Here is a 21833-nt window from a genome sequence, read left to right on the forward strand (position 1 = left end):
CTACACGACGATGCAACGCCTTCACCGTGAGACGAAGTCCGACCTCCTGTTCGCCAACACAAGCAAAGCGCCTATGTCGTTCGACCTGAACGACGGGCAAACGCGCAACCTGCTGGAGTCCGCCGCCCGCCAATACTCCAAGGATGCGTTCAAGGTTCAGGGTGTCACGGTGCTACAGGATGCCCTTCCGGACAAGGCGGCGCCGATGGATCGCGTAAACGCCGCGATGGATTGGCTGGGAAAGGACACACCGGACGACGGACACCCCCTCGATGGGCGAGGCGCTCTGGAACTCGGCCACTTCGCCGATGCGGTCGCGAACGAGGCAAAGCGCACAGCCACGGAACTGCAAGGACGTGACCTCTACTTCTCAGAGTTGTCCGACGATCAGCGGCAGCAGATGACGGACCTGATGCGGGCGGGACGGCTTGTGATGGAAGCCAGGAAGATATCGGAAATGCTCCTCCAGGCGCGTGGTGACCAAGGCAGGCCGAACATGTGATGTTTGCCCCCGGGCCGGGCGTCCTTGTGGATGCCCGGCCCCTTTTTCTTTGTGTTGACGACCAGCGTCAGTCCCGGGAGAGGCCGAACTTCTTCACCTTGTACCGCATGCTGCGGAATGAGATGCCCAGCAGTTCGGCGGCGCGGGTGAGGTTCCAGTTGGTCTTGTCCAGCGCATCGCGCAGCATCTTCTTCTCGGTTTCGGCCACCGCGCCCGTGAAGTCGCCGCCGGCGGAATCGTCCTCAGCGCCGTCCGCCTCCACCGCAGCGACGGGTGGGGGCGCGGGCGGAGCCGCCGCGGGGGGCAAAGCCGCCGGTTGGTAGGCCGGCGCGGGATGGATGCGGCGCACGCCCTGATTCAGCTGGACGTTCTGCGGCAGCAACTCGGGCGTGATCACGGTGTCGCCTTCGTCCGACATCACAACGGCGTACTCCATCGCGTTTTCCAATTCGCGGACGTTTCCGGGCCAGTCGTAGCGCTGAAGGAGATCCATAGCGGCCGGTTCCACCGTGCGAATTTTGCGGTTGTCCTGCTGGCCGAACTTCTTGATGAAATGCTCCACCAGGAACGGCACGTCCTCCGGACGCTCCCGGAGCGGCGGAATGGTGATCTGGATAACGCGCAGACGGTAGTAAAGATCCTCCCGAAAGGCGCCCGTGGTGACGGCTTCTTCCAGGTTGTGGTTGGTGGCGGCCAGCAGCCGCACGTCCACCTTCAGCGGCTTGATGCCGCCCACACGCTCGAACTCCTTCTCTTGCAGGACCCGGAGCAGTTTGATCTGGACGTTTGGCGGGATATCACCGATCTCATCCAGAAACAGGGTGCCGTTGTCCGCCAGTTCGAAGCGGCCGGGTTTCTGCCAGAGCGCGCCGGTGAACGATCCCTTCTCGTGGCCGAAGAGCTCGCTTTCGAGGATCTCGGCTGGGAGGGCCGCGCACGAAACCGGGATGAATTTCTTGTTGGCGCGCGGGCTGTTGTAGTGCAGGGCGCGGGCAACCAGTTCCTTGCCCGTGCCGCTCTCGCCGCGGATCAACACGTTCGCCTTACTCCGCGCCGCCTTGGTGATGAGCCCGTATACTTCCTGCATCGCCGCGCTGGAGCCGATGATATTGTCGAATTTGTACCGCGTGCGCAATTCGGTCCGCAGGTAATCGTTCTCGCGCTGCAGGCTGTACTGCCGGATCGCGCGCTCGATCTTCAGGCGCATCTCCTCGGCGTCGAACGGCTTGCTCACGTAGTCGAACGCGCCTGCCTTCATGGCCTCCACGGCGGTATCCACATTGCCGTGGGCGGTGATCATCAGCACGGGCTGGTCCAGGCCGCGTTCACGGAGGGCGCGAAGGAATTCGATGCCGCTCATCTCCGGCATCATGAGGTCCGTTATCACGGCGTCCACCAGGTCGTCACTCATCGCGTCCAGCGCCTGCATGGCGTTCCCGTATGTTGTGACGACGTAGCCCGCGCGCTCGAAGAGGCTGCTCAAGACGCGGCAGATGTTCGGTTCATCATCTACCACGATCAGGCGACCCAGTGGCTGATCCATAAAAAAGACTCCGCACCGGCCAGGGAAAGTCGGGGCGGAGGCTTACTTTGGAGCGGCCTGAAGGCTACTCCGGCGGTCCGTCGCCCGACGCGGGCAGGTGTATCGTGAATGTCATTCCGGGGCCGTCATTGCGTGACACCTCGACATCGCCACCGTGATTCTGGGCGATCTTGCGCACCACAGGCAGTCCGAGCCCCGTCCCCGTCAGTTTTGTAGTGAAGAACGGCACGAAAATACGCGCTAGTTGTTCGGGCGGAACGCCGCGCCCGTAGTCCGTCACCTCAACAGCCACACCGTTGGGCGTGGTATCTGTATGGACGCTCACCCGTCCGTAGCGGAGCGTAGCGTCGATCGCATTGAGCAACAGATTACGGATGGCGCGTTCTACCTGGAACCTGTCCACAAGCACGGTCGGCAGGCCCGGTGTCGCCACGAAGTCTATATCAATATCGGCCGTTTCGGCCAATGGCTGAACTGATGAAATCGCCCGTTCCACCGTTTCGTTCCAAGAGGCCCAGGCCAGTTCGGGATATAGGGGCCGGGCGAAATCGAGGAACTCGGTCGTGAGGGCTGTCAGCGTCTCCACCTCGTCCAGTATTATTCCAAGAAACTCGCTCTGGGGCTTCTGGTTCCCCCATTCCTGGAGTAATATCTGTGCGGCGCCTTTGATGCTGCTGAGGGGATTGCGCAATTCGTGCGCGAGGACGGCGGACAACTCGCCGAGAGCGGCCAGCTCATACAGCCTCCCCGTGCCTTCGTTGGGCGACAGGGCAGTTGCATCGATTACGTCTATCACTGCGAGTGTCCTTGGTTCTGAGAGCCGGCAGCGGAGTCCGGCGCCGGGGTGCAACCCCGGACTCCGTATCCCCGTCCTAGCACCGTGCTCGCTGGCGAGTGGAGAGGATGTTCAATTCCTCCCGATATTTCATCACCGTACGGCGTGCGACGCAAAAGCCGCGTTCATTCAGGATATCCGATATCTTCTGGTCGCTCAGCGGAACCCGCGGGTTTTCCTCCGCGATCAGCGCCGCGACTTCCTGTTTCACATTGGTGGCGCGGCCGAAGAAATAGCTGAACGGCATCACATCGCCATCCGGCAGCTGCATGAACTTGTCCGCCACTGTCCGGCTGATGGTCGATTCATGTACGCGCAATATACTTGCCAACTTCGTCTGCGTCAGTGGCTGAAGCGTGTGAGAATTCTGACTGCGAAAGAACTCCTCTTGTTCCTCAAGAAGGCACTCTGTTACGCGAAGAAGCAATTCCCGGCGCTGGCCGAGGCTGCGGAGAAACATCTGCGCGCGTATCCAGTACTCGCTGAGCATCTTGCGCTCGGCCTCCGGGAACGACCGGGGAGACTTCTGCATCTGGCGCCACAGCCGCGTATACGTCGGATTCAGGTGAAGCTGCGTTCGCTCGTGGTCCACCACGCTTACGGTGAATCCGCCATCGTCCACGAGTTGGATGATCACATCGGGCCTCACCGACGCGGTGCTCCGATGCAGATCGTGCTCCCACGGCGTCCGGAACCGTTCGCCCGGATAGGGACTGAGGGTCGTTCGTATCCAGTGGACGCCCTCATCGGTCACGGCGCGTGAGAGTTTCAGCTGGCGCGCGATGACATCCACCTTGTTGGCTGAGAGCGCTTTCCAGCAGTCGGTCAGGATGGGCCGGACACACGCCGGGACACTGCCGTCCGCTTCGGCGGCAGTGACCTGCAACAGGAGGCATTCCTGAAGGTCGCGCGCACCAACCCCGGCCGGATCGAGCCCCTGTATCACCTTGAGCGCTTCCTCGATGCGGGCCAGCGGGACGCCCAACGACACGGCGGCCTCTTCGATGGGCACGCCCAGATAGCCGCTCGGCTTGAGGCTGCACACGAGGTACTCGATGATGGGGTGCAGCGCCGGATCCGCGGCGACGCGGGCCTGCCACAACACGTGATCGGCCAGGTTGGTCCGCTCTTCGACAAGGGTCAGGGGATCGAGCCATTCCCCCTGGTAAGATTCCGCGATCGGTTCGTAATTCGGCGAAGGGGCATCTTCAAGGGCACGGATATCTTTGATGGAGGTCGCGCACCGGCAACGGCCGACGATCTCGCCGCACCGCTCGCAGTATTCTTCTTCCGCGCGCTCCAGGAGAGGATTCTCCAGTATTTCCTGCTCGATGCTGGCCTGCAACTCCATGCACGACATGTGCAGGATGGAATTGGCCAGGATCATGCGGGGATCAGCCTTTAACTGTGTACGCAGGCCCTGTGTTTGCGATTGCATAATTCGGACGGCTCCCTACGGCTCATACGGCTCGATATGGGCGATCGAGGAGGTCTGAGTTCAGTTTGTGCAAGTTGTATGCCAAACGGTATGTAGATGATTATGCCCTATTCTACCAGCAAACGGGCGAGCTTGCAAGCAGGTATTTTGGAGGAAAACCGCTAGGCCGGTATCGAACAGGTGACTGGTGCTTATGAAAGCCTCACTGTTTATCAACATTTCGATTGACGGCCTTCCCATCACGGGGGTGTAATTTCCATATCACTGAAGCCGGCGCTGCAACGGCGCAACGTGAAAGCGGCCTCTGTGATTCGGTAAGGGCTCTGAACTTGGGCGGCACTCCTGCCGCCACGACAACCCACCCCACCGGCTCAAAGGCGAACCGGCGCAACTTTCTGTCTGGTTTCTACCACTTCGTATTCGAAGGCAGAGGAGTTTCGCATGAAGCGACATGTTGTGTGGTACCCCCTGGCCGCCATCGCGGCCACCCTTTTTGCCCCCCCCCCCGCAGTAGCGGGGCCAGTCTACGTCCCCGCCGTGCGTGAGATCACCGCGCGGCGCTCCGCCACCGAGCGGCACTACCTCCTGGCCGACGGCACCGATTTAGGTACCGTGATGAACAGATACCGTGCGTTCACGCTCATCGAGTTACTTGTGGTCGTCGCGGTAATAGCACTACTGGCGGCCCTCCTATTCCCGGTCTTTGCCCGCGCACAGGAGAGCGCCCGCCGAACACAATGCATCTCCAATATGCGGCAACAGGGTGTTGCGACGAGGACCTACATGGCTGATTTCGACGACAGGTACCCTTGGGCATATTTCCCAGACATCATTCACCGCGAGGGTGCAAGTCCGTGTATTCGCGAAGTCCTGAATCCATACGTTAGTAACGATGCGATCTGGAGGTGTCCGTCGGACATCGGTGAAACCTTCTGGCGCGGCCAAGGCGGATACGGGCATCGCACCCTTCCCTTTTCCGATGTGCGCCAGGGAGTCGGCGGTACCAGTTACGGCTATGCAGGCGCAGGGATAAGCCGGTTCTATATAGGGGAACTTGCGGGATTGCCGGCGTCTGCCGTCAAACGCCCTTCGCTGGCCTGGTTGCTCTGCGAGGGCCGCCCATGGCATGGACCTTACCAGCCAGACGATAGCGTTTACTCCAGCCCCGGCCAGTACAACGTGCTTTATTGTGACAGCCATGTCGCTAAGAAGACGCTCAGGGGACGCGACGCGGATGAGATGGCCGCTTGGTCTCGGGGGTCAAGGTGAACAGATGCTTCGAAGGAGACAGCCATGAATGTCAAGGCTCTGATGTTGGTCGGGATCTTTTCCTTTGCTCTCGAACCGGTCCTTTGTCCTCCCACAGCGGCGGCGGTTCTGCATGTTTCGCAGGGGGCTGAAGGACCGGCTCACGATGGGCTGTCCTGGCTGACAGCCTACCTTGCCGTTCCCGACGCCGTGGCGGCGGCTAACGCGGGTGACGAAATATGGGTGGCAGCAGGCACCTACACCAGCGCCTTCGAGCTCTCCCAGGATACGTCCGTTTACGGCGGCTTCGCCGGCACAGAGTCCGAACGCACGCAGCGAGATCCTGAACTGCACCCAAGCCTGATGTCTGGCACGGGTTTCACCGGGATAAATATCACTGCTGCCGTCAGTCCCGTTTCCGTGATCGACGGCTTCATCTTCAATTCGGCGTTTCACATCAATCTGTCAGGTGGTTCGCCGACCGTAAGCCATAATACGTTTCAGGGCACTGCGCCGGGAATCGGTACAGATAGTAACAATTACCCGGCATCCGATGCGCGCATTCTCTACAACACATTCGTCGGGTTTGGAGGAAGCCCGTCGATCTTCATTGGCGGCGGCAATCCCATCGTGCAGGGCAACACCGTGACCGGCGGTTCTATCTGGTGCGGCTATGGTGACCCCTACGCCGGCCCGGCCTCGCCAATCGTGATCGGTAACTACGTCTCGACCGGAAATTACGCAATTGAGGTCGGCGGATCGAACGCGTACGTTGCCAGCAACGTAGCAGTCGGCGCCGAACTGCATGTAAGTGGCTCGGGCGCGATCATCGTGAACAACACGGTTGTGGGTTCAGCGCTAAAGGGGCTGGTCTACCCCAGTATGCTCGGGGACTGTGTGGTGGCGAACAATTTGGTGGCCTTCAACAAGTACGGCATGGTGCCTGGGGAGTACAGCCAGACTGCCGATCCGGTGACCCTCTTCAATAACTGCGTATATGGAAACAGTGGTGGCAATTACCCAGTGATACTCAAGGATGCCACCGGCTTCCAGGGCAATATCTCGGTGGACCCCCAGTTGGTGAGCCGCAAGGGGGATTTCCACTTGGCCGCCACGTCACCCCTTATCGACGCGGGCAACGATGCCTATGTGCAGTCCGGTGACACGGATGCGGTCGGCAAACCGCGCATCCAGGGCGCGCACGTGGACATCGGGGCCTATGAATTCGGCGGAAGCAGCTTCACAATGGGAGACGTCGCCGGCGCACTCAGGTTGTGGGGCGGGCTATCCGCGGGTACGCCTGACCTCTCGGCGCGACTTGACGTTGAGGCGGGAAACGGTGTGAACATGCGGGATGCCGTCCGTCTGGCGCGAAAGGCTGCAGGGTTGGAGCAGAATCCCTGAATCGAAGAGGTTGTACGGTATCAACGGACGGCCCACGACGCGGAGGAAGCGCATCCGAGGGGACGCTCATCGTATCCGCTCACCCCGTCGCTTTGCGGGCCGCCTTGTCGCGGTACATGCGGCGGTCTGCCATGTCCAGCAGATCGCGCGCATTGAGGCCGTCTTCCGGCAGGGTGGCGCAGCCGACGCTCGCCCCCAGCGGCAATCCCAGTTCGTTCCCCACCACCTCAACGGAGGCGACGAGGCGGTTTCGCAAGGCGCCGAGGATTTCCGATGACACTTGCTCGATCACCAGAACGAACTCGTCCCCAGCGTAGCGACAGAGCACGTCGTCGGGCCGGAGGCAGGCCTGCATCGTCTGTGCGACCCTTTGCAGCACGCAGTCCCCTTCCAGGTGGCCCATGGAGTCGTTGACCATCTTGAAGTTGTCCAGGTCCATGAGGATGATCGTGAACGCTTCGTGGGAGAGCGCGGCCCGCAGGGCGCGGTCCTCCAGGATGGCGTACATCGCCCGCGCGTTGAGCAGCGACGTCAGCGGGTCCAGATACGCAAGCTCCTCGGTTCGCTGCAAGCGGTCCGTAAGCGTCGCAAAGTCCGTGTTGGCGCGCGAGATCTGCGTCATGGTTTCGTTGTCGATACGGTCCGGCTTCAGACCGGATCCGCCGGCATCCTCATCCAGCGCCGCGCGCTGGGGACGGCACTCCTCGATCACGTCCATCAGGGCCGCCACCACCACCGGGTCGAACTGGGTGCCCGCTCCGCCGCGCACAACGTCCCGCGCACTGGTTTCGGTAAGCGCGGGGCGATAGGGCCGTTCGCCCATGAGCGAGTCCATTGCGTCCGCCACGGCGAGGATCCGCGCGCCGATGGGAATCGTGGAGCCCGCCAGTCCCTTTGGATAGCCCTTCCCGTCCCAGCGCTCGTGATGCGAGTACACCAGTTCCACGACGGGCCACGGGAACGGCACCGGCCGAAGGATCGACGCCCCGACCTCCACGTGCTTCTTCACCTCCTCAAACTCGGATGGGGTGAGGGGCCCGGACTTGCGAAGCAGATGCTCCGGAACGCCGATCTTGCCGATATCGTGAACCATCGCGGCGCAACGCACGGCTTCTCTATCATTCTGCGACAGGTGAAGCCGCTGCGCCATCGCCTCGGCGTAAATGCGAACACCGAAAACGTGCTTCCAGCTGCAATGGTCCTTCGCTTCAATAGCCGTCGCGATGCTGGAGATCAGGGAATCGTTCATTTCCAGCAACGCGTTGGTCTGCTCAAGATCGATACGCATCCGATTGTGGAAGTAGGAGTACGATCGCTGCAGGAGGATTGTCGGCACAAGAACCATCGCGGCCAGCCAGAATCCTGTCTTCTGTTGCTCCGCGGAGACGAACAGGAGTGACGAAGCGCCACAGAACAGCTCGTGGGGAAAAGTGTCACGGAAGTTCTCGCGCCACGTCGTCCACGGCGCCGGGCCGCCCTGGCGGTGGGTAATCGCCACAACGGAACTGGTGTTGATCACAAAGCTGGCGACCAACGCGATCAATGCTCCCATCACGCACCGGCCCGACACCTCGAATCCCAGGTGTCCCGCAACCCGGAGATAGAGCCAGGAAGCGCAGAAACCGGCCGTCATGGCATTCGTGACGCCGTGGATCACGGCTATCGGCCGCACCGGCCGCCTCGGGCGGCGCAAGAGCCTGATGTAGAAATCCTGAATGAAGAGGATCGTCAGCCCCTGCGCCATGCACACCACCAGCGCCCAGGCGGGGCCCATCAGCACAAAGACCGCCATGGTGCCTACAGAACCGAGAGTGGCGAAAGCGTTTTCGACACCGACCCGGAATGTGACCAGGTCCAGCGCGCAGCAGATGACGATCGCCGCCACCACCTGCCACAGGGGAATCGGCACCCAGTATCGCGGAGCCAGGGCGGTCGCGACGATTGCCGCGCCTGCATTGGCCAGCAGGGCGATCTGTGCAATTCTGGGCAGTTTTCGAAGCACCATCGCAGGCATGAACAGTCCCGACTACGGAAATGGTCGCACGCGACACGCCGCGGTGATTCATCCCGTATTAGGATGCTTCCACGACTGCCCTGCCTTGGAAGTACACAGAAAGACGCAACCTGCGGGTGATGCCCGCCATGGGCGGGTGGAGGTGCTCAAGCGGAAGGGCGTTACAAACGTCCGGGAAGGTCAGTTCGAGACGGCGAGGACGGGGATTTCCGCGGGTCCGGCGAGGGTCTCCACTGTCTTGAGGAGTTCATCGAAGTTCACCGGTTTGCGCAACACGGTCGGCACGCCAAGCGCCTCCACCTGTTGCAGGTCATCCGCACCGGCAACGCCGGTGAGCACGATCACCGGCAGGTTCGGGCGGGCTGTCTTCATCCGTCGAACAACCTCTGCGCCGCCCACGCGGGGCATCAGGAGGTCGACGATCAGGAGGCCAAACTCCGCTTCGGAATCGTCGAGTATGCCCATGGTTTCCACCCCGTCGCGCGCCGAGATGACGTGGTATCCGCTCCGGCTCAAGAACGCGCTGAGCGTCCGCCGGATAGTCGGTTCATCGTCCGCGATGAGGATGCGTTTCTTGGGCTTTTCGCCGATTCTCGGTCTGCGGCGGCGCTCAACGATCGGCAGAACCACGACCATCGTTGTGCCGCGCCCGACTTCGCTCTCCACGAAGATGTCGCCGTCCATGCCCCGAACCATCGACTGGCTGACGCTAAGGCCAAGTCCCGTTCCCATGGAGCCGCTTCGACGGTTGGTGAAGAAGGGATCGAAGATCTTGCCCAGCAACTCCTCCGGAATGCCGATGCCCGTGTCCTCAAAGCGGATCTCCATGCGGGGACGCCCGTCCTCGCGGGATACGATTCGCGAATCGACCGTCAACGATCCGCCATGCGGCATCGCCTGGATAGCGTTGAGGATGATATTGAAGAATATTTGATGAAGCTGGTTGGGGTCCGCGCTCACCCGTGGGAGGCCGGAAGGCACCTGCGGACGAAACTCAACATCCGAGGCCTGGGGATACGTTCTGGACAAGCGGACCGCTTCGGCCACGATGGTGCTGACGTCGACTTCGCTGAGGCACGGTTCCTGCCCGCGGGCGAACGAGAGCAAATCGTGTGCGATGCGACCGCCGCGCATGGTCTCGCGATAGATCATGTCCGCGCTGTTGATCACGGACTCGCCCAGGTGATCCTCTTCTGCGATCATGCGCAGCAACTGGGCGTCACCGCCGATTCCGGCCAGGATGTTGTTGAAGTTGTGCGCCACCCCCGCCGCCAGTTCACCCACGGCGGCCATGCGCTCGCTCTTGATGAGCTGCCGCTCGAGATCCGCCTGCTGAGTGGCGTTGCTCACGCGCCCCAACACACCGTCCAGCGTTCCATTGCAGCTCAAAGGCAGGAAACTGATCGACTCCACGACAGAGGCGCCGAGGTGGTTGCTGCGGCTGACGCGCTCAATCTGCACGGGGTCTCCGGCATCCAGCACCCGCTGAAAGGCAGCGGTGTGCGCCTGCCAGCAATGGATTTCGTCAAAAAGGCATTTGCCGACGATGTTGTCGCCCGGAACGCCGAAATACTCCTCCATCCGGCGATTCCAGAAGCGGACCATACCGTCCGCGTCCGTGACGAAGACCCCATCGGGAGCGTTATCCAGAATCGTGCGGTAGTAATCCTGAAGCTGCGAAACCTCGCGGCGCGCTTCCAGGGCGGCGGCCAGAAGGCTTTCCCGTTCACGCTCGTGGGTGATGTCGATCACTGTGACGAGATGCGCTTCCGTCTCGGGGAGGGGTCGCGATGCAATCCGCACGTCGCACACCCCTCCGGACAGGTCGATGCGGCCTTCCCATTGAAGCGTCCTGCCGAGGGACAAAGCATCCCACTCGCCACTTGGAAGCGCGGGCAGCAAACTCCGGATGTTCGGGGATTCGCCGTTGGCGTCGAGGGAAAATGCCTCGGACAGGCGGGAATTTCGGTGGAGTATCACGCCGCGACAGTCAACAACCGCCATGCCGAAAGGCATGTCGTTCATCAGTGTCTCATAAACAGCCAGGGGAGACTTGTTCATTCCAACGCCAGTACCGGCCGCCCCGCTGACGGAGTCTTCGGAGCCCAGGGGTATAGCATATCATACCATACGACCGAGCAAGCATGCAACCTCTTGCGGGCGCGCCATCCCAAAGTATCGACGCAATTGCGCAAATCCTGCACCATTTGCGATCATCTCGCTTAAACCGCTGACGTTAGCGCCATTTTACCACCGGACAATAGCGCGCGGCCACCCCGGGGGCAAGCCCGTGTACCGGCATCCGCGGCGCAGTGATTTTACTCGGACGGATCCGGGTATTTGCGCAGGATTTCCAGCGTGGCGGAGGTATGAAGCGACGCGATGATGATGCTCCACATCAGCGAAACCGGTATCAGCGATGCGGCGCCGGCCGGGTAACTGACGAACAGGTAGAGCGGCAAGGCCAGCATCAGCAGAACCACCACGCAGAAGGCGAGCGTGTAGAACGGGTTGTGCGCCGCCAGCAACGCAGACCGCAGAACCGTGGTTTTGAGTGGCTTCCCCTGCTCCACCAGCAGCGGCCACTGGTACACGAGCATCATCAGCCAGAAGAGCAGAAGGTAACCGACGATCACGCCGATGACCTTGAGCGCGACGCCCGGCCGTGTGAGAAGGAAATAGAGGTCTCCGACGAGGACCGTGGTGACCAGGGTCTGAGCGTATGCCAGGGCCCAGGAGGAGCGAATGTGTTTGACAGCGCCTCGCCACATGTCGAACACGTGTGGGTCGTCGCGATTGAACATCGCGTGCGCCAGCGTGTACAGACCGGCTGTGAACGGTCCCAGCACGATCGGCCCAAGCAGAACGACGAGGCCGAGGATGAACACGCCCGATTGACGATGAGTGGTACCCAGTCGAAGAAACGCGCCGATGAGGATGGCGACCGCGGTGTAGTACACCACGAACGCGATAATGCTCGAGGCTATCGCAGAACCCGCGTAATCGTAGGCGGACGAAAACGCCAGCCTGATGGAACGCCCTGCGGACGGCGGGGGCGGCGGCTCAACGGGCTCATCCCCCCAGTTGATGGGGGTGTCATCGGGTCTCGGAGGCCAGGATATCATTGGGTCAGTTGGCTTTCAAAAGCTGAGAGCAGGGCGTCACCACGGCAGCGGAACGATTCCTCGTCCATGCGGGGCTGGGGATTGCGGCGCCAGGCGAGGGAAATACAGCGCGCTGAAATTGCGAGGCATCCCCTTGATGGCGGCCACGCCGGCAAGAATCTTCGGCACATCGGTCAACATAAGCGTTCCCCCGAACTTGCGGGCGGACATTCCATCCGCATACAGCAGGCAATCGCCCTGGGGCTCGCACAGCGCGATGAGGACAAGGGTGCGCTTGTCCTTCCGGGCATAGTTGAGGGCTACGGTCGCCGCGGCGCTGAATTCCACCGGCCCGATGTCCGGCTTCGTTGCGCCGACCAACAACACGAATCCCCTGGCGTTCTTTGCGGCGAGGTGGATCGCTCGGAAGGCAAGCGTGTCGAACGGAACGGCCCCGGCCGAAGCGGTGGCCAGCACAGGCATGGTCTCCGCCATCAGAATCGCCTGCGGATCGACGAGAACCCGGTATCCCAGCGTGTCGATTGATGGATTCAGGTCCGACGGAGCTGATCGGGCAAACAAGGCGTCGAAACGGTTCGCTGCGAGGCGGCCAAGCGTCTGCGTGCCGGATTCACTGCGAGCGGCAACGGCGAGGAAGGCGGGCAGCGCCGCCGTAACATCGCCCGCCCCAACCAACGCTACGCTCTTCCCGGCCTGCTTCGCGCGCCCGGCAAGCGTCGGCGGCAAGGACTCCGCCGATCCCTCGATCCCCGTCGCCAACATCGTACCAATGGCATCCGACAGCCACGGCCCGGTCCCGGTCGGGAGAGCTACGCCCGTCACCGGCATACGATCCCACGCGGTATAGCCGTCCGGCCTCGCTGCCCGCACCGTCGCCCAGTCGGCGCCGTCATAGCCGTACGCCACGAAGAGCGCGATGTTGCGCACGGGCTGGATTGCCGGTGTTGGAATGGGTTTGAGGCCCGGCCGGCGGGAAGCGCCGCGCCGGACAATTCGTCGATGCGACGTTCGATGCCGCACGACCCGCCGGTGGCGCCGCGCCGACGCGGGTACGGCGAAGCAGAGCAAAGCGAGCAGTATGAGGGCGGATCGTTTCATGCGGTTCCTGCCCTATCCCCCAACCCCCAACGCCCGATCCCCGGCTTCACATCGCCTCCGGCGCGGATATGCCGAGGAGGCTCAGGATGTTTCGCAAGACGACACGCGTGGCGGAAGTAAGTGTCAGCCGCGCGGCGGTCAGCACCGGGTCATCACCCAGAACCATGCACTGCGTGTAGAACTGATGGAAACACTGCGCCATTTCCATCGCTGTACGCGTCAGACCATGCGGGGCGAAGTCATCGGCGAAGCGCTCAAGGTTCTCCGGGTAATCCGCGAGTTGCCGCATCAGCGCGACCTCGGTTTCGTGGGTGAGCACGCTGAGGTCCGCCGTGGCGGGATCCGGCACGGACACGCCCTGCTCCCTGGCCTTGCGTTCGATGCTGCAGATCCGCGCGTGGGCGTACTGAACGTAGTACACCGGGTTCTCGTTGCTCTGCTTCTTCGCAAGATCGAGGTCAAAGTCCAGTGGAGACTGGAAATCGCGCATCAGAAAGAAGAACCTTGCGGCGTCCGCGCCCACTTCTTCAACAAGCTCTTCGAGGGGCAGGACGCGCCCGGCGCGCTTGCTGCTGACCACCATTTCACCGCCGGAATACAACCGTACGATCTGGTGGATGATGACCTTCAGGCGCTCGGGGTCGTACCCCTGCGCGGCCACCGCCGCTCTGGTGCGGGCGATGTAGCCATGGTGGTCCGGCCCCCAGATGTCGATCAGCAGGTCGAACCCGCGCTCGAGCTTGTTGCGGTGATAGGCGGCGTCGGCCGCGATATATGTCGTTGTGCCGTTCGCGCGCACCAGGGGGCGATCTTTATCGTCCTCAAAATCGGTGGACCGCAGCCAGACCGCGCCGTCCTTCTCATACGTATGTCCGCCCGCCTTCAGCGCGTCCAGGGTCGATTGAACGGCGTCTGGATGGAGCGTGCTTTCCGGGAACCAGCGGTCGAATTTGACCCCAAAATCCTCCATCGAACGTTTCTGGGCCGCCAGGACCTTCTGGACGCCCAGTCGGCCAAGCGTCGCCGCCCGTTCTTCCTCGGTCATATCTTTCAGGCCGTCACCCTGCTCCGCCAGAATCTCGCGGGCGAGATCGATCAGATACTCGCCCTGGTAGCCGTCTTCAGGCACCGACACAGATTCGCCGAGCAACTGGCGGTATCGGGCATCGACGCTTCGGCCGAAATTGTTGACCTGGTTGCCGTGGTCGTTGATGTAGTATTCGCGCTGAACTTCATATCCCTGCGTTGCGAGCAGGTTTGCCAGGGCATCGCCCAGCGCCGCGGCGCGCCCCTGCACCACGAGGATCGGGCCGGTCGGGTTCGCGCTCACGAACTCCAGCAGCACTCGCTTGCCGGCGAAACGGCTGCTGAACCCGAACCGTTCGCCTTCCTTCATCACGCGGCGTACGGCCCCAAGCAGCCAATCGGGTTTGAGATAGAGATTGAGGAAGCCCGGACCGGCGATCTCCACGCGGTCGAGCACGTCGTTGGCGGGTATGTTCGCCTTCATGGCTTCAGCCACCTGCCGCGGAGATTTATGCGCGGTGCGGGCCAGCGCGAGCGCGGCGTTGCAGGCATAATCCCCGAACTCCTTGTTGGGAGTCTCAATGATCTCGATGGCCGGAATGGTTTCCAGCGTCAGGCTGCCATTTGAAACGGCCGTTTCCAGTGCGGACTGCAGGAGGGATGTGAGTTGGGTCTTTATCATAGGGGGCTCAGAAAAATGACGTGGACAGGCGCGGAGACCGGCGCCTGGCCAGATCCCCAGTTCGCGCACGCAGCGTCACTAGGCGGTGGGCTTCTTCTCTTCGGTCGTGGCTTCGGCTTTCGGAGCGGGCGTCGGTTCATCTTCATTGACTTCCCGAACTGCCTTCTTGAACTCTTTCATCCCTTCACCGAGGCCTTTTGCCATCTCAGGCAGCTTCTTCGCGCCGAAAAGCACCAACGCCACGACTGCGATGATAGCCCAGTCCGCCGGTGAATTACCGAATGCAAACGTCGTCAATCCAGACATCACTTTTCCTCCAGATCCGGCCCAGAGTCCGGAAACAGCCGCGCGCCTATGGTTTTCGTGACGGGTCGTCGTCCCGCATGGCGGAATCTATGCCGCTCATAAACTCCTCGCGCACTTTTTGAATTTCACGCATCGCTTTGCCGATGCTGCGCCCGATCTCCGGCATCTTTTGGGGGCCGAACAGCAGAAACGCAACCGCCATTATTACGATGATTTCCCCGCCGCCAAACATGATTCGCTCCCCGCAACCGTTCAGCCGGCTTCACTGGCGACGGTTGTACGGCGACACAGCCAGACTCGCTCACAATGGTGTGACGGTAACCCTTGGCACCAGGTTCTCGACGGTATGGCGTTCCACGACGCCTGATCCGTAGCTCGCGGCGTTCGCGGCGCCGGCCGCCGTTGCATATCTCAAAGCATCGGCCGGCAGGCGGCCGTCCTGCAGCACGTGAATCATCGCGGCCACAAACGCATCGCCGCTGCCAACCGCACTCCGGAACTCCACCTCGGGCGGCGTTGCGAACCATGCGCCGCTCTGGTCTACGATCACCGCGCCGCAGCGCCCCATCGTTATCGCTACCAGATGCACCCCAAGCCGCAGGATTTCACGGCCCGCGTCGGCAGCCTCGCCGATCGTTTCAATCTCGCGACCCAGCAGCTCCGAGACCTCGAATGCGTTGGGCTTGATGATATCCGGCGCTTCTTCCAGAGCCAGCCGCAACGCCTCGCCGCTTGTATCCACCACGGTTCGCACACCGCGGTCTTTGGCAAGTTTCACGAGGTCGCTAATAAACTCCGGCGGAACTCCGGGCGGCAGGCTGCCGCAAAGAGCGACAGTGCTCACATCGTTCATCAGCAGACCGAACCGTTCCCGGAAAGCTCCCTGCTCCTCGGTAGTGACAACCGGTCCCGCTTCATTGACCTCGGTTTGCGTGCGCGCCTTCGTGTCGAGAATCTTCAGGCACAATCGACTCTCGCCTTCCACGGTGACGAACGCGTCGCGAATCCCCTCGGCGATCAGGCGCTCCCGCACTTCCAGTCCGGTGTGCCCCCCCAGAAAACCGGTTGCGACCGATTCCGTGCCCAGCGTCTGCAGGACGCGGGATACGTTCACGCCCTTACCGCCCGCCATCACGCGGGTCTCATATGGACGGTGAACTCGATCAACCGCGAACTGGTCCACCAGATAGGTTCGATCCAACCCTGCGTTCGGCGTTACTGTCAGCACCAAAGGGATGCCCTCAATGCGACAAGACGCGGACGACCTCGCCTGGCCGCCCCCTCCCGTCACGCATGCGTCAGTTTAGGGATGGCGCGTTCGAAGGGTCAAGGCGGGTTCACGTGTTCAGCGTCAGGTGACTGGTTTTCAGGCGACTCGTGACACGTGTGTGCCCCCGCTCCCCGACGCCCGACACCTTGAAGCCACCCTCCGCGCTACAATGAGCTCAACCCTGCCATGGACCAGATCCGCACACTCATCTGGCTGAAGATACACCTCACGCTCGCTCTTTACCGCAAGCGCAAGAGCACTCTGGTGTCTTTGCTGATAACCCTCCCATTTTCACTGGCGTTCAGCCTGGGATTGTTCTTCGCCGCGCTGGTGGCATTCTGGACGCTGCCGCTGGAAAACAACCGCCAACTGCTGAACGCCGGATTGACCGCCGTTTACGCCATGTGGATCTTCGGCCCACTTCTCGGCGTATCGCTGAATGAAGGCTACGACGTTTCGAAACTGATGCAGTTTCCGGTGAGCGGGCGCCGCATCTTCACCGCCAACATCCTCGGATCCGCGATCGATCCGCCGGTACTCATGTTGATGGTACCACTGTGCGCCATCCCCATCGCCCTGGGGACAAATGCAGGCGCGAGGGCGCTGATTTCCGGCGTCGTTCTGTTGTTCCTTCTCCACACGGTGGCGCTCAGCCAGGCGCTGGCGACGCTGCTATGGGGGCTGCTCAAATCGCGGCGCGTGGCCGATTTCTGGAAAGTGTTTGCGGCGCTCGCGGGCACCATCTTCTGGGCGGTTTACCAGCTGACAATCAGGCAGGTGGACCGCATGGCGCCGTCGCTTCTGGTGGCACGTCCCAGCCGCTTCACGCAGTATTTGCCGTCCGGGCTGGCGGCGGATGCCGTCGCAGCCCTCAGCCGCTCCGCCTTCACCGAGTTCGCGTGGCGGGCGGCGCTTCTCGCCGCCATCTGCGTGGCGACGGTGGCGCTGGCCGGCACCCTGGTACAACGGGTGTCGGCGGGTGATCTGGTGCTGGACCGCGTTGCCCAGGGGAGGCCGGAGCGGGCACGCCGCGCGCGCAGACCCTGGCAGTCACCGAGGTGGCTGTCGGCGTCCACGGCAGCGATGGTCCACAACGAATTACGGATATTTGCGCGCGATCCGCAGGCAAAGGTCGAGATGCTCCGCCAGACGGGAGGGCTGATACTGATGCCGATCATCATGCTGTCATCGACCCGCAACAACGTATCGTTAGGCGATCTCCGACACGTTGGACCGTGGCTCTTCGTCGCGCCGATGGGCGCCATGGTGCTTCTCATCCTGTCCATGGCGTCCAATGTCCTCGCGAAGGACCGCATCGGGCTGAGCCTGCTGTTTACCATGCCGGTTCGGCGGATGTCCATCCTGGTTGGCAAGAACATCGCGATGCTGCTGATCTTCAGTCCGCTCTGCGCCTCCATCACTCTACTCATCGCCGGTTTGGCCCGCCACTGGAGCCTCGCGCTACCCGCCATTGTGGTTACCGAGTGCCTGATGCTCATCGGCCTCGCGGAAGGCAATGTGTTCAGCGTGTTCAACCCGATGCCGCTTCCGGAGAAGGGACGCAACCCGTACACTTCCGCCCAAGGATCCGCCTTGATAGGTTGCGCCGGCGCTGTGGCGGGATTCGTCGTCTTCGTGCTCGTCGCCTCTCCATTGGTGCCGGCGTTCCTGGCTCCGGCGCAGTGGATCTCGCCGGTATGGTTCGCGGCAACCCTTCCCGCCTCGATCGCCTACAGCACGGTGGTCTACTGGCTGGTGACCCGGTTCACTTCGAGCGCCATGGAAAAGCGTGAGCCGGAAATCCTCCGCTCGATACTGAAATTGCCTGCATAATGAGTGCATGAAGCCCCGGGCAGCCAAGCGAATCACGGGGAACCGATTCCCAACGCGAAAGTGTTCTATCAACTGTTGCAGCCATGACTGAATCCGCCTGTACCATTCTCAGGGACCTCCGTGCGCATTATCAGGGCACGCCCATCCTGACGCTCGCCCAAACCGCCCTGTGGGACGATCCACTTAAGGCGCTGGTCAAGGCATTGCTTGACGCCGAAGCGCCGGGCACGAGGCTCGTGCTTGGCATCATGGACACGGATTATTTCTCCCGATTACCCAAGCCCCCGCCCGGCTTTAAGCCGTTCGACGTCCTGCCCCACAATGAGGGATCCACCCGCGACCTGTGGGCCGCTGTGGGCGAAATGCACTCTCTTCTGGGCGCTGAAACCCCGCTCCCGGTGCACACCCTCGCCGAAGAGGGTGTCCGCTTCTGCCGCGTGATTCAGGCAGCGAATGCGGGTTATGACCCCGGGGATTGCACACGCTTCATCGATGACCTGACGCAAGCGTGGGGCTGGCGCGGCCTGGCGCAGACGAAAGGGCGCAGGCTCCTCGCCGGAGACGTGCCCCTTCGTGACGCGGGAGACGCGCTGATCCGGCAGGTTGACTGGGCGCTGGCCGAGACTTCACGGGTGGCCGAACGTCCGCTGGGTCCGTTCGCGACACGCCTGCGCGCGCGGGTTGTCGAATTCGTTGGCGCCAACCCGGACGCTTCCCTGACCGACCTCTATCTGGACCTCTTGCCGGGCATATACCAGACACTGCTTGGCTATGAGCCGGCCGGCCTTGAGTACGCGCGCTCGTCCGAGCTGCTTCAGTTCAACCGATGGACCGCCAACCGGGCGCGTTTCCGGCCTCTGGACCTGTTTCTCGACCCACGCACCGCACCGATCGCCAAGCGGCATTACAACGGGGCCGTCCGGGGCGGAGGGATCGCCACACTTGACCGCTTCGGTCCCGACGCGCTGCCTTTCGACATCGCCATCCCAGGCCATGGGCGCGGCACGCTGCATCTGAGCGCTGACCTGTTGCACGTGGATACCGACGAGCCGATCGACATATCGCTCGCACGGCCCATCACCTCCCGCCGACAATTAGCCATCGTGCTGGAAGATAGCCTCGGGCCCGGCGTCGCCCTGCTTGGCAAGGCTGTTGTGCTCATCACGATGCTCGCCGGGGAGTACATCTTCCTGTTCAATGAGACCGGTTCACCATACGTTACGCGATCGTGCCGCTGGAATGCGCTCCTGCACGCCGAGGGGCTTGGGCTGCGGCTGTACCCCATTCTACGCCTGGGCGTGAAACCCTGGGACAACGTTTCGAAGGCGGGCGGCCATCTCGCTCTGCCTCCGCATATGGCGCGCATTTTCGGCGAGGATCGTATCTCGGCCACTGAGTTCGAGCGCCGGTTCCGGGGTGCAGTGCGAAACGCGGAGGCATCCCTGAAGGCCATTCGGCGCTTCGAAAAGCCGGTTGACTGGATGGACCACCTCGCCGGCGCGGCGGACGGCGTCTGGACGGATCGGGCAACCGAATACCGCGAGCTCCGAGCGCAGCGTGCGCAGCACGGCATCCTTATCCAGCGCGTGAACGCGGAAGGGGCCAGGGTGCTGGACGATCTGCGGCGCGTACGCGCGGATGTGAGCGCGATGGAGCAGGAAAAGGGTCAGCATTGGAGGGCCTGCGTCATGCCTTTGCGTGACGCGTCGCCGCGGGATGAGGATGAGTTCGCCGCCGCGATGGGCCGCCGTGCCGAGTACGAAGCACGGATCAACGACACCCGCCGGAAAATCGCCGATGCAGAGACACTACGTTCCGAGATTGCGGTGCGACGTCGCGAACTGCAGGACGATCCCGGCGTCGGCGAAAGGGCAGCCAGGATCCGGGTTCTGGAAGGCGAGGCGGAACTGGAGAAAGCACGCCAGGTGCACGACGCGTGGATGACCTACCAGGCACTGGAACACAGCCAGCCCCGGCCCAGCGCATGGTGGTTTCCCGCCGTGGATCCCAGCGGAGCGTGGTTCCGGGCGGTCGCGGAAAGCGCGGAGTTCCGCTGGCAACCCCTCACCGGAGAAGCCTGTGCCGACCCATCCGCTCTATCATTGCCCGACGTAGTGACGATCTGATCGAGACGAGACCATCGCCCTCCGACCATCCCATTTCTACACTCCGTGGCATCTCTTGAACTTGCGCCCGCTTCCGCACGGGCACGGGTCGTTGCGGCCAACCGCTGAGTACGGCCCCGGTTCCGCCGCCAGGAGCATCATCACCCGCTCCGCCGGAGTCCCCTTCAGGAGCATATCCGCCATCAGCTCCATGGGGTGGTCTACGTGCTCGAAGAACGCCTTGTACCCGGTGCAAAGATAATTCAGTCCCGTATCTCCGCACGGAGAGACCGAGAAGCGGTCCTTCGGGCATCCCCCCTGACAGGCGAATAGAACGCCGCAGCGTTTGCAGGCATTGGGCAGAGTCGCCTGCTTCGCCACGCCGAAGCGCTGCTGGACCGGCAATCCGACCAGGTCATCAAGGCGCGTTTCGCGGATATTGCCAAGGAGGTGCTCGCGGTCCACGAAGTGGTCGCAGGCATAAACGTCACCGTTGTGCTCCATCGCGACGTTGGCGCCGCACGTTGGCGCATGGACGCAGATTCCTGGCGGCCGGCCGGCCCAGGCGCCGAGGGCCACCTCGAACTCCTGGATGAAGACACACCCCACATCCCGGCGCACCCACTCGTCAAAGACCCCGGTCAGAAATCGGCCGAATTGCCCCGGGCCGACCGATCGCTCGGTGACGGATCCATCTGCGTCCCGTTCCACGATCGGGATGAACTGCACCCAGTCGGCTCCGACGCCATCCCGGAAGAAACGGTACACATCTAAGGGAAAATCGCCATTCGCAGCGTGGACCGTGCACAGGATGTTGAAATCCACGCTGTGTTTCTGCAGCAGGCGTATGCCCCGCATCACTGACTCAAACGTGCCGTGGCCGAGGCGGTCTACACGATAGGCGTCATGCAATTCACGCGGCCCGTCCAGGCTGACGCCGACGAGGAAGCGGTTCTGCTTCAGGAACGCGCACCAATCGTCATCGAGAAGGGTGCCATTCGTCTGGAGTGAATTGGAGGCGTTCTTTCCCGGCGGCGCCAGCTCCCGCTGAATCTCGATGGCCCGCTGATAGAAAGGCAGCCCTAGCAAGGTCGGTTCGCCGCCTTGCCATACGAACGGAACCTCCGGCCCCGGGTGCGTCTCCATCATCTGGCGCACATAGAGGGTAAGGGTGTCGTCGGTCATCCGCGCCCGGCTTCCGGGATAGAGCGCCACCTTGGGAACGTAGAAGCAGTACCTGCAGTCGAGGTTGCACGACGCGCCGGCCGGCTTCGCCATCACATTGAAGGGGAGACGCGACTCGCGCGGACTTCCCGGCCCGGTTATCAGCATGTCCAGAGGCATCTCATCCATGCTGCGCTCTCGGCCGGCGCAATGCAAGCGCCATATGGGGTGCGCCGGACG

General features: G+C 62.3%; 17 protein-coding genes. 5 read left to right on the plus strand and 12 right to left on the minus strand.

All coding sequences use genetic code 11. The features are described from left to right. A partial coding sequence (locus VGM51_17170; protein HEY3414772.1) for a hypothetical protein occupies window positions 1-502 on the plus strand: 502 nt, incomplete at its 5' end. A gap of 67 nt (window positions 503-569) precedes the next feature. Here VGM51_17170 and VGM51_17175 read toward each other — a convergent pair. From VGM51_17175 to rpoN, 3 genes are all read right to left on the minus strand, one after another. Next, window positions 570-2045, minus strand: coding sequence for a sigma-54 dependent transcriptional regulator (locus VGM51_17175; GenBank protein HEY3414773.1), 1476 nt, complete (start codon window positions 2043-2045; stop codon window positions 570-572). Window positions 2046-2109: 64 nt separating this feature from the next. After that, window positions 2110-2841, minus strand: coding sequence for an ATP-binding protein (locus tag VGM51_17180; protein ID HEY3414774.1), 732 nt, complete (start codon window positions 2839-2841; stop codon window positions 2110-2112). Window positions 2842-2917: 76 nt separating this feature from the next. Continuing rightward, window positions 2918-4318: an RNA polymerase factor sigma-54 gene (rpoN, locus tag VGM51_17185; GenBank protein ID HEY3414775.1), complete on the minus strand. Its 1401-nt coding sequence runs from the start codon at window positions 4316-4318 to the stop codon at window positions 2918-2920. Window positions 4319-4759: 441 nt separating this feature from the next. Here rpoN and VGM51_17190 point away from each other — a divergent pair, with 441 nt between their 5' ends. Both VGM51_17190 and VGM51_17195 read left to right on the plus strand, forming a co-directional pair. Next, the gene (locus VGM51_17190) at window positions 4760-5587 is read left to right on the plus strand and encodes a prepilin-type N-terminal cleavage/methylation domain-containing protein (GenBank protein ID HEY3414776.1); all 828 of its coding nucleotides are present in this window, start codon (window positions 4760-4762) and stop codon (window positions 5585-5587) included. Window positions 5588-5611: 24 nt separating this feature from the next. Further along, entirely contained in the window at window positions 5612-6970 is a 1359-nt protein-coding gene (locus VGM51_17195) for a choice-of-anchor Q domain-containing protein (protein HEY3414777.1), read from the plus strand. Window positions 6971-7049: 79 nt separating this feature from the next. Here the strand turns inward: VGM51_17195 and VGM51_17200 are convergent, their stop codons facing one another. The 8 genes from VGM51_17200 to pfkB all read right to left on the minus strand — a co-directional run bounded on the left by VGM51_17200 (window position 7050) and on the right by pfkB (window position 16449). After that, window positions 7050-8984, minus strand: a complete 1935-nt coding sequence (locus VGM51_17200; GenBank protein HEY3414778.1) for an HD domain-containing phosphohydrolase — start codon at window positions 8982-8984, stop codon at window positions 7050-7052. A gap of 180 nt (window positions 8985-9164) precedes the next feature. Further along, window positions 9165-11009: an ATP-binding protein gene (locus VGM51_17205; protein HEY3414779.1), complete on the minus strand. Its 1845-nt coding sequence runs from the start codon at window positions 11007-11009 to the stop codon at window positions 9165-9167. 293 nt (window positions 11010-11302) lie between these two features. After that, the gene (locus tag VGM51_17210) at window positions 11303-12109 is read right to left on the minus strand and encodes a hypothetical protein (GenBank protein HEY3414780.1); all 807 of its coding nucleotides are present in this window, start codon (window positions 12107-12109) and stop codon (window positions 11303-11305) included. A 36-nt stretch (window positions 12110-12145) separates the two neighbouring features. Further along, window positions 12146-13207: a hypothetical protein gene (locus tag VGM51_17215; protein ID HEY3414781.1), complete on the minus strand. Its 1062-nt coding sequence runs from the start codon at window positions 13205-13207 to the stop codon at window positions 12146-12148. A 46-nt stretch (window positions 13208-13253) separates the two neighbouring features. Next, window positions 13254-14915, minus strand: coding sequence for an arginine--tRNA ligase (gene argS / locus VGM51_17220; GenBank protein ID HEY3414782.1), 1662 nt, complete (start codon window positions 14913-14915; stop codon window positions 13254-13256). A 78-nt stretch (window positions 14916-14993) separates the two neighbouring features. Further along, window positions 14994-15221, minus strand: coding sequence for a twin-arginine translocase TatA/TatE family subunit (locus tag VGM51_17225; GenBank protein ID HEY3414783.1), 228 nt, complete (start codon window positions 15219-15221; stop codon window positions 14994-14996). Between the two features lie 46 nt (window positions 15222-15267). Beyond that, window positions 15268-15453: a twin-arginine translocase TatA/TatE family subunit gene (gene tatA, locus VGM51_17230; protein ID HEY3414784.1), complete on the minus strand. Its 186-nt coding sequence runs from the start codon at window positions 15451-15453 to the stop codon at window positions 15268-15270. A gap of 69 nt (window positions 15454-15522) precedes the next feature. After that, window positions 15523-16449 carry a 1-phosphofructokinase gene (pfkB, locus tag VGM51_17235; GenBank protein HEY3414785.1) on the minus strand — a complete coding sequence of 309 codons (927 nt, stop codon included), beginning with the start codon at window positions 16447-16449 and terminating at the stop codon, window positions 15523-15525. A gap of 228 nt (window positions 16450-16677) precedes the next feature. Between pfkB and VGM51_17240 the strand changes: the two genes are divergently transcribed. Together VGM51_17240 and VGM51_17245 are read left to right on the plus strand one after the other, a co-directional pair. Further along, window positions 16678-18324: a hypothetical protein gene (locus tag VGM51_17240; GenBank protein ID HEY3414786.1), complete on the plus strand. Its 1647-nt coding sequence runs from the start codon at window positions 16678-16680 to the stop codon at window positions 18322-18324. An 83-nt stretch (window positions 18325-18407) separates the two neighbouring features. Next, on the plus strand, window positions 18408-20450 hold the full coding sequence (locus tag VGM51_17245) for a hypothetical protein (GenBank protein HEY3414787.1): 2043 nt from the start codon (window positions 18408-18410) through the stop codon (window positions 20448-20450). 36 nt (window positions 20451-20486) lie between these two features. Here VGM51_17245 and VGM51_17250 read toward each other — a convergent pair whose 3' ends face one another. Next, window positions 20487-21782 (minus strand): anaerobic sulfatase maturase, encoded by a 1296-nt coding sequence (locus VGM51_17250; GenBank protein HEY3414788.1) that lies wholly within the window; start codon window positions 21780-21782, stop codon window positions 20487-20489. Window positions 21783-21833 lie beyond the last annotated feature (51 nt).

The sequence above is a fragment of the Armatimonadota bacterium genome (assembly GCA_036504095.1).
Lineage (GTDB): Bacteria > Armatimonadota > DTGP01 > JAKQQT01 > JAKQQT01 > DASXUL01.

Excerpts from the sequence above, each read along its gene's own strand:
- VGM51_17190 (HEY3414776.1), top strand. The coding sequence starts at position 4,760 with ATGAAGCGACATGTTGTGTGGTACCCCCTGGCCGCCATCGCGGCCACC.
- VGM51_17225 (HEY3414783.1), bottom strand. The coding sequence starts at position 15,221 with ATGTCTGGATTGACGACGTTTGCATTCGGTAATTCACCGGCGGACTGG.
- VGM51_17195 (HEY3414777.1), top strand. The coding sequence starts at position 5,612 with ATGAATGTCAAGGCTCTGATGTTGGTCGGGATCTTTTCCTTTGCTCTC.
- VGM51_17175 (HEY3414773.1), bottom strand. The coding sequence starts at position 2,045 with ATGGATCAGCCACTGGGTCGCCTGATCGTGGTAGATGATGAACCGAAC.
- VGM51_17250 (HEY3414788.1), bottom strand. The coding sequence starts at position 21,782 with ATGGATGAGATGCCTCTGGACATGCTGATAACCGGGCCGGGAAGTCCG.
- VGM51_17215 (HEY3414781.1), bottom strand. The coding sequence starts at position 13,207 with ATGAAACGATCCGCCCTCATACTGCTCGCTTTGCTCTGCTTCGCCGTA.
- argS (HEY3414782.1), bottom strand. The coding sequence starts at position 14,915 with ATGATAAAGACCCAACTCACATCCCTCCTGCAGTCCGCACTGGAAACG.
- VGM51_17240 (HEY3414786.1), top strand. The coding sequence starts at position 16,678 with ATGGACCAGATCCGCACACTCATCTGGCTGAAGATACACCTCACGCTC.
- VGM51_17205 (HEY3414779.1), bottom strand. The coding sequence starts at position 11,009 with ATGAACGACATGCCTTTCGGCATGGCGGTTGTTGACTGTCGCGGCGTG.
- VGM51_17200 (HEY3414778.1), bottom strand. The coding sequence starts at position 8,984 with ATGCCTGCGATGGTGCTTCGAAAACTGCCCAGAATTGCACAGATCGCC.
- VGM51_17210 (HEY3414780.1), bottom strand. The coding sequence starts at position 12,109 with ATGATATCCTGGCCTCCGAGACCCGATGACACCCCCATCAACTGGGGG.
- VGM51_17245 (HEY3414787.1), top strand. The coding sequence starts at position 18,408 with ATGACTGAATCCGCCTGTACCATTCTCAGGGACCTCCGTGCGCATTAT.
- rpoN (HEY3414775.1), bottom strand. The coding sequence starts at position 4,318 with ATGCAATCGCAAACACAGGGCCTGCGTACACAGTTAAAGGCTGATCCC.
- tatA (HEY3414784.1), bottom strand. The coding sequence starts at position 15,453 with ATGTTTGGCGGCGGGGAAATCATCGTAATAATGGCGGTTGCGTTTCTG.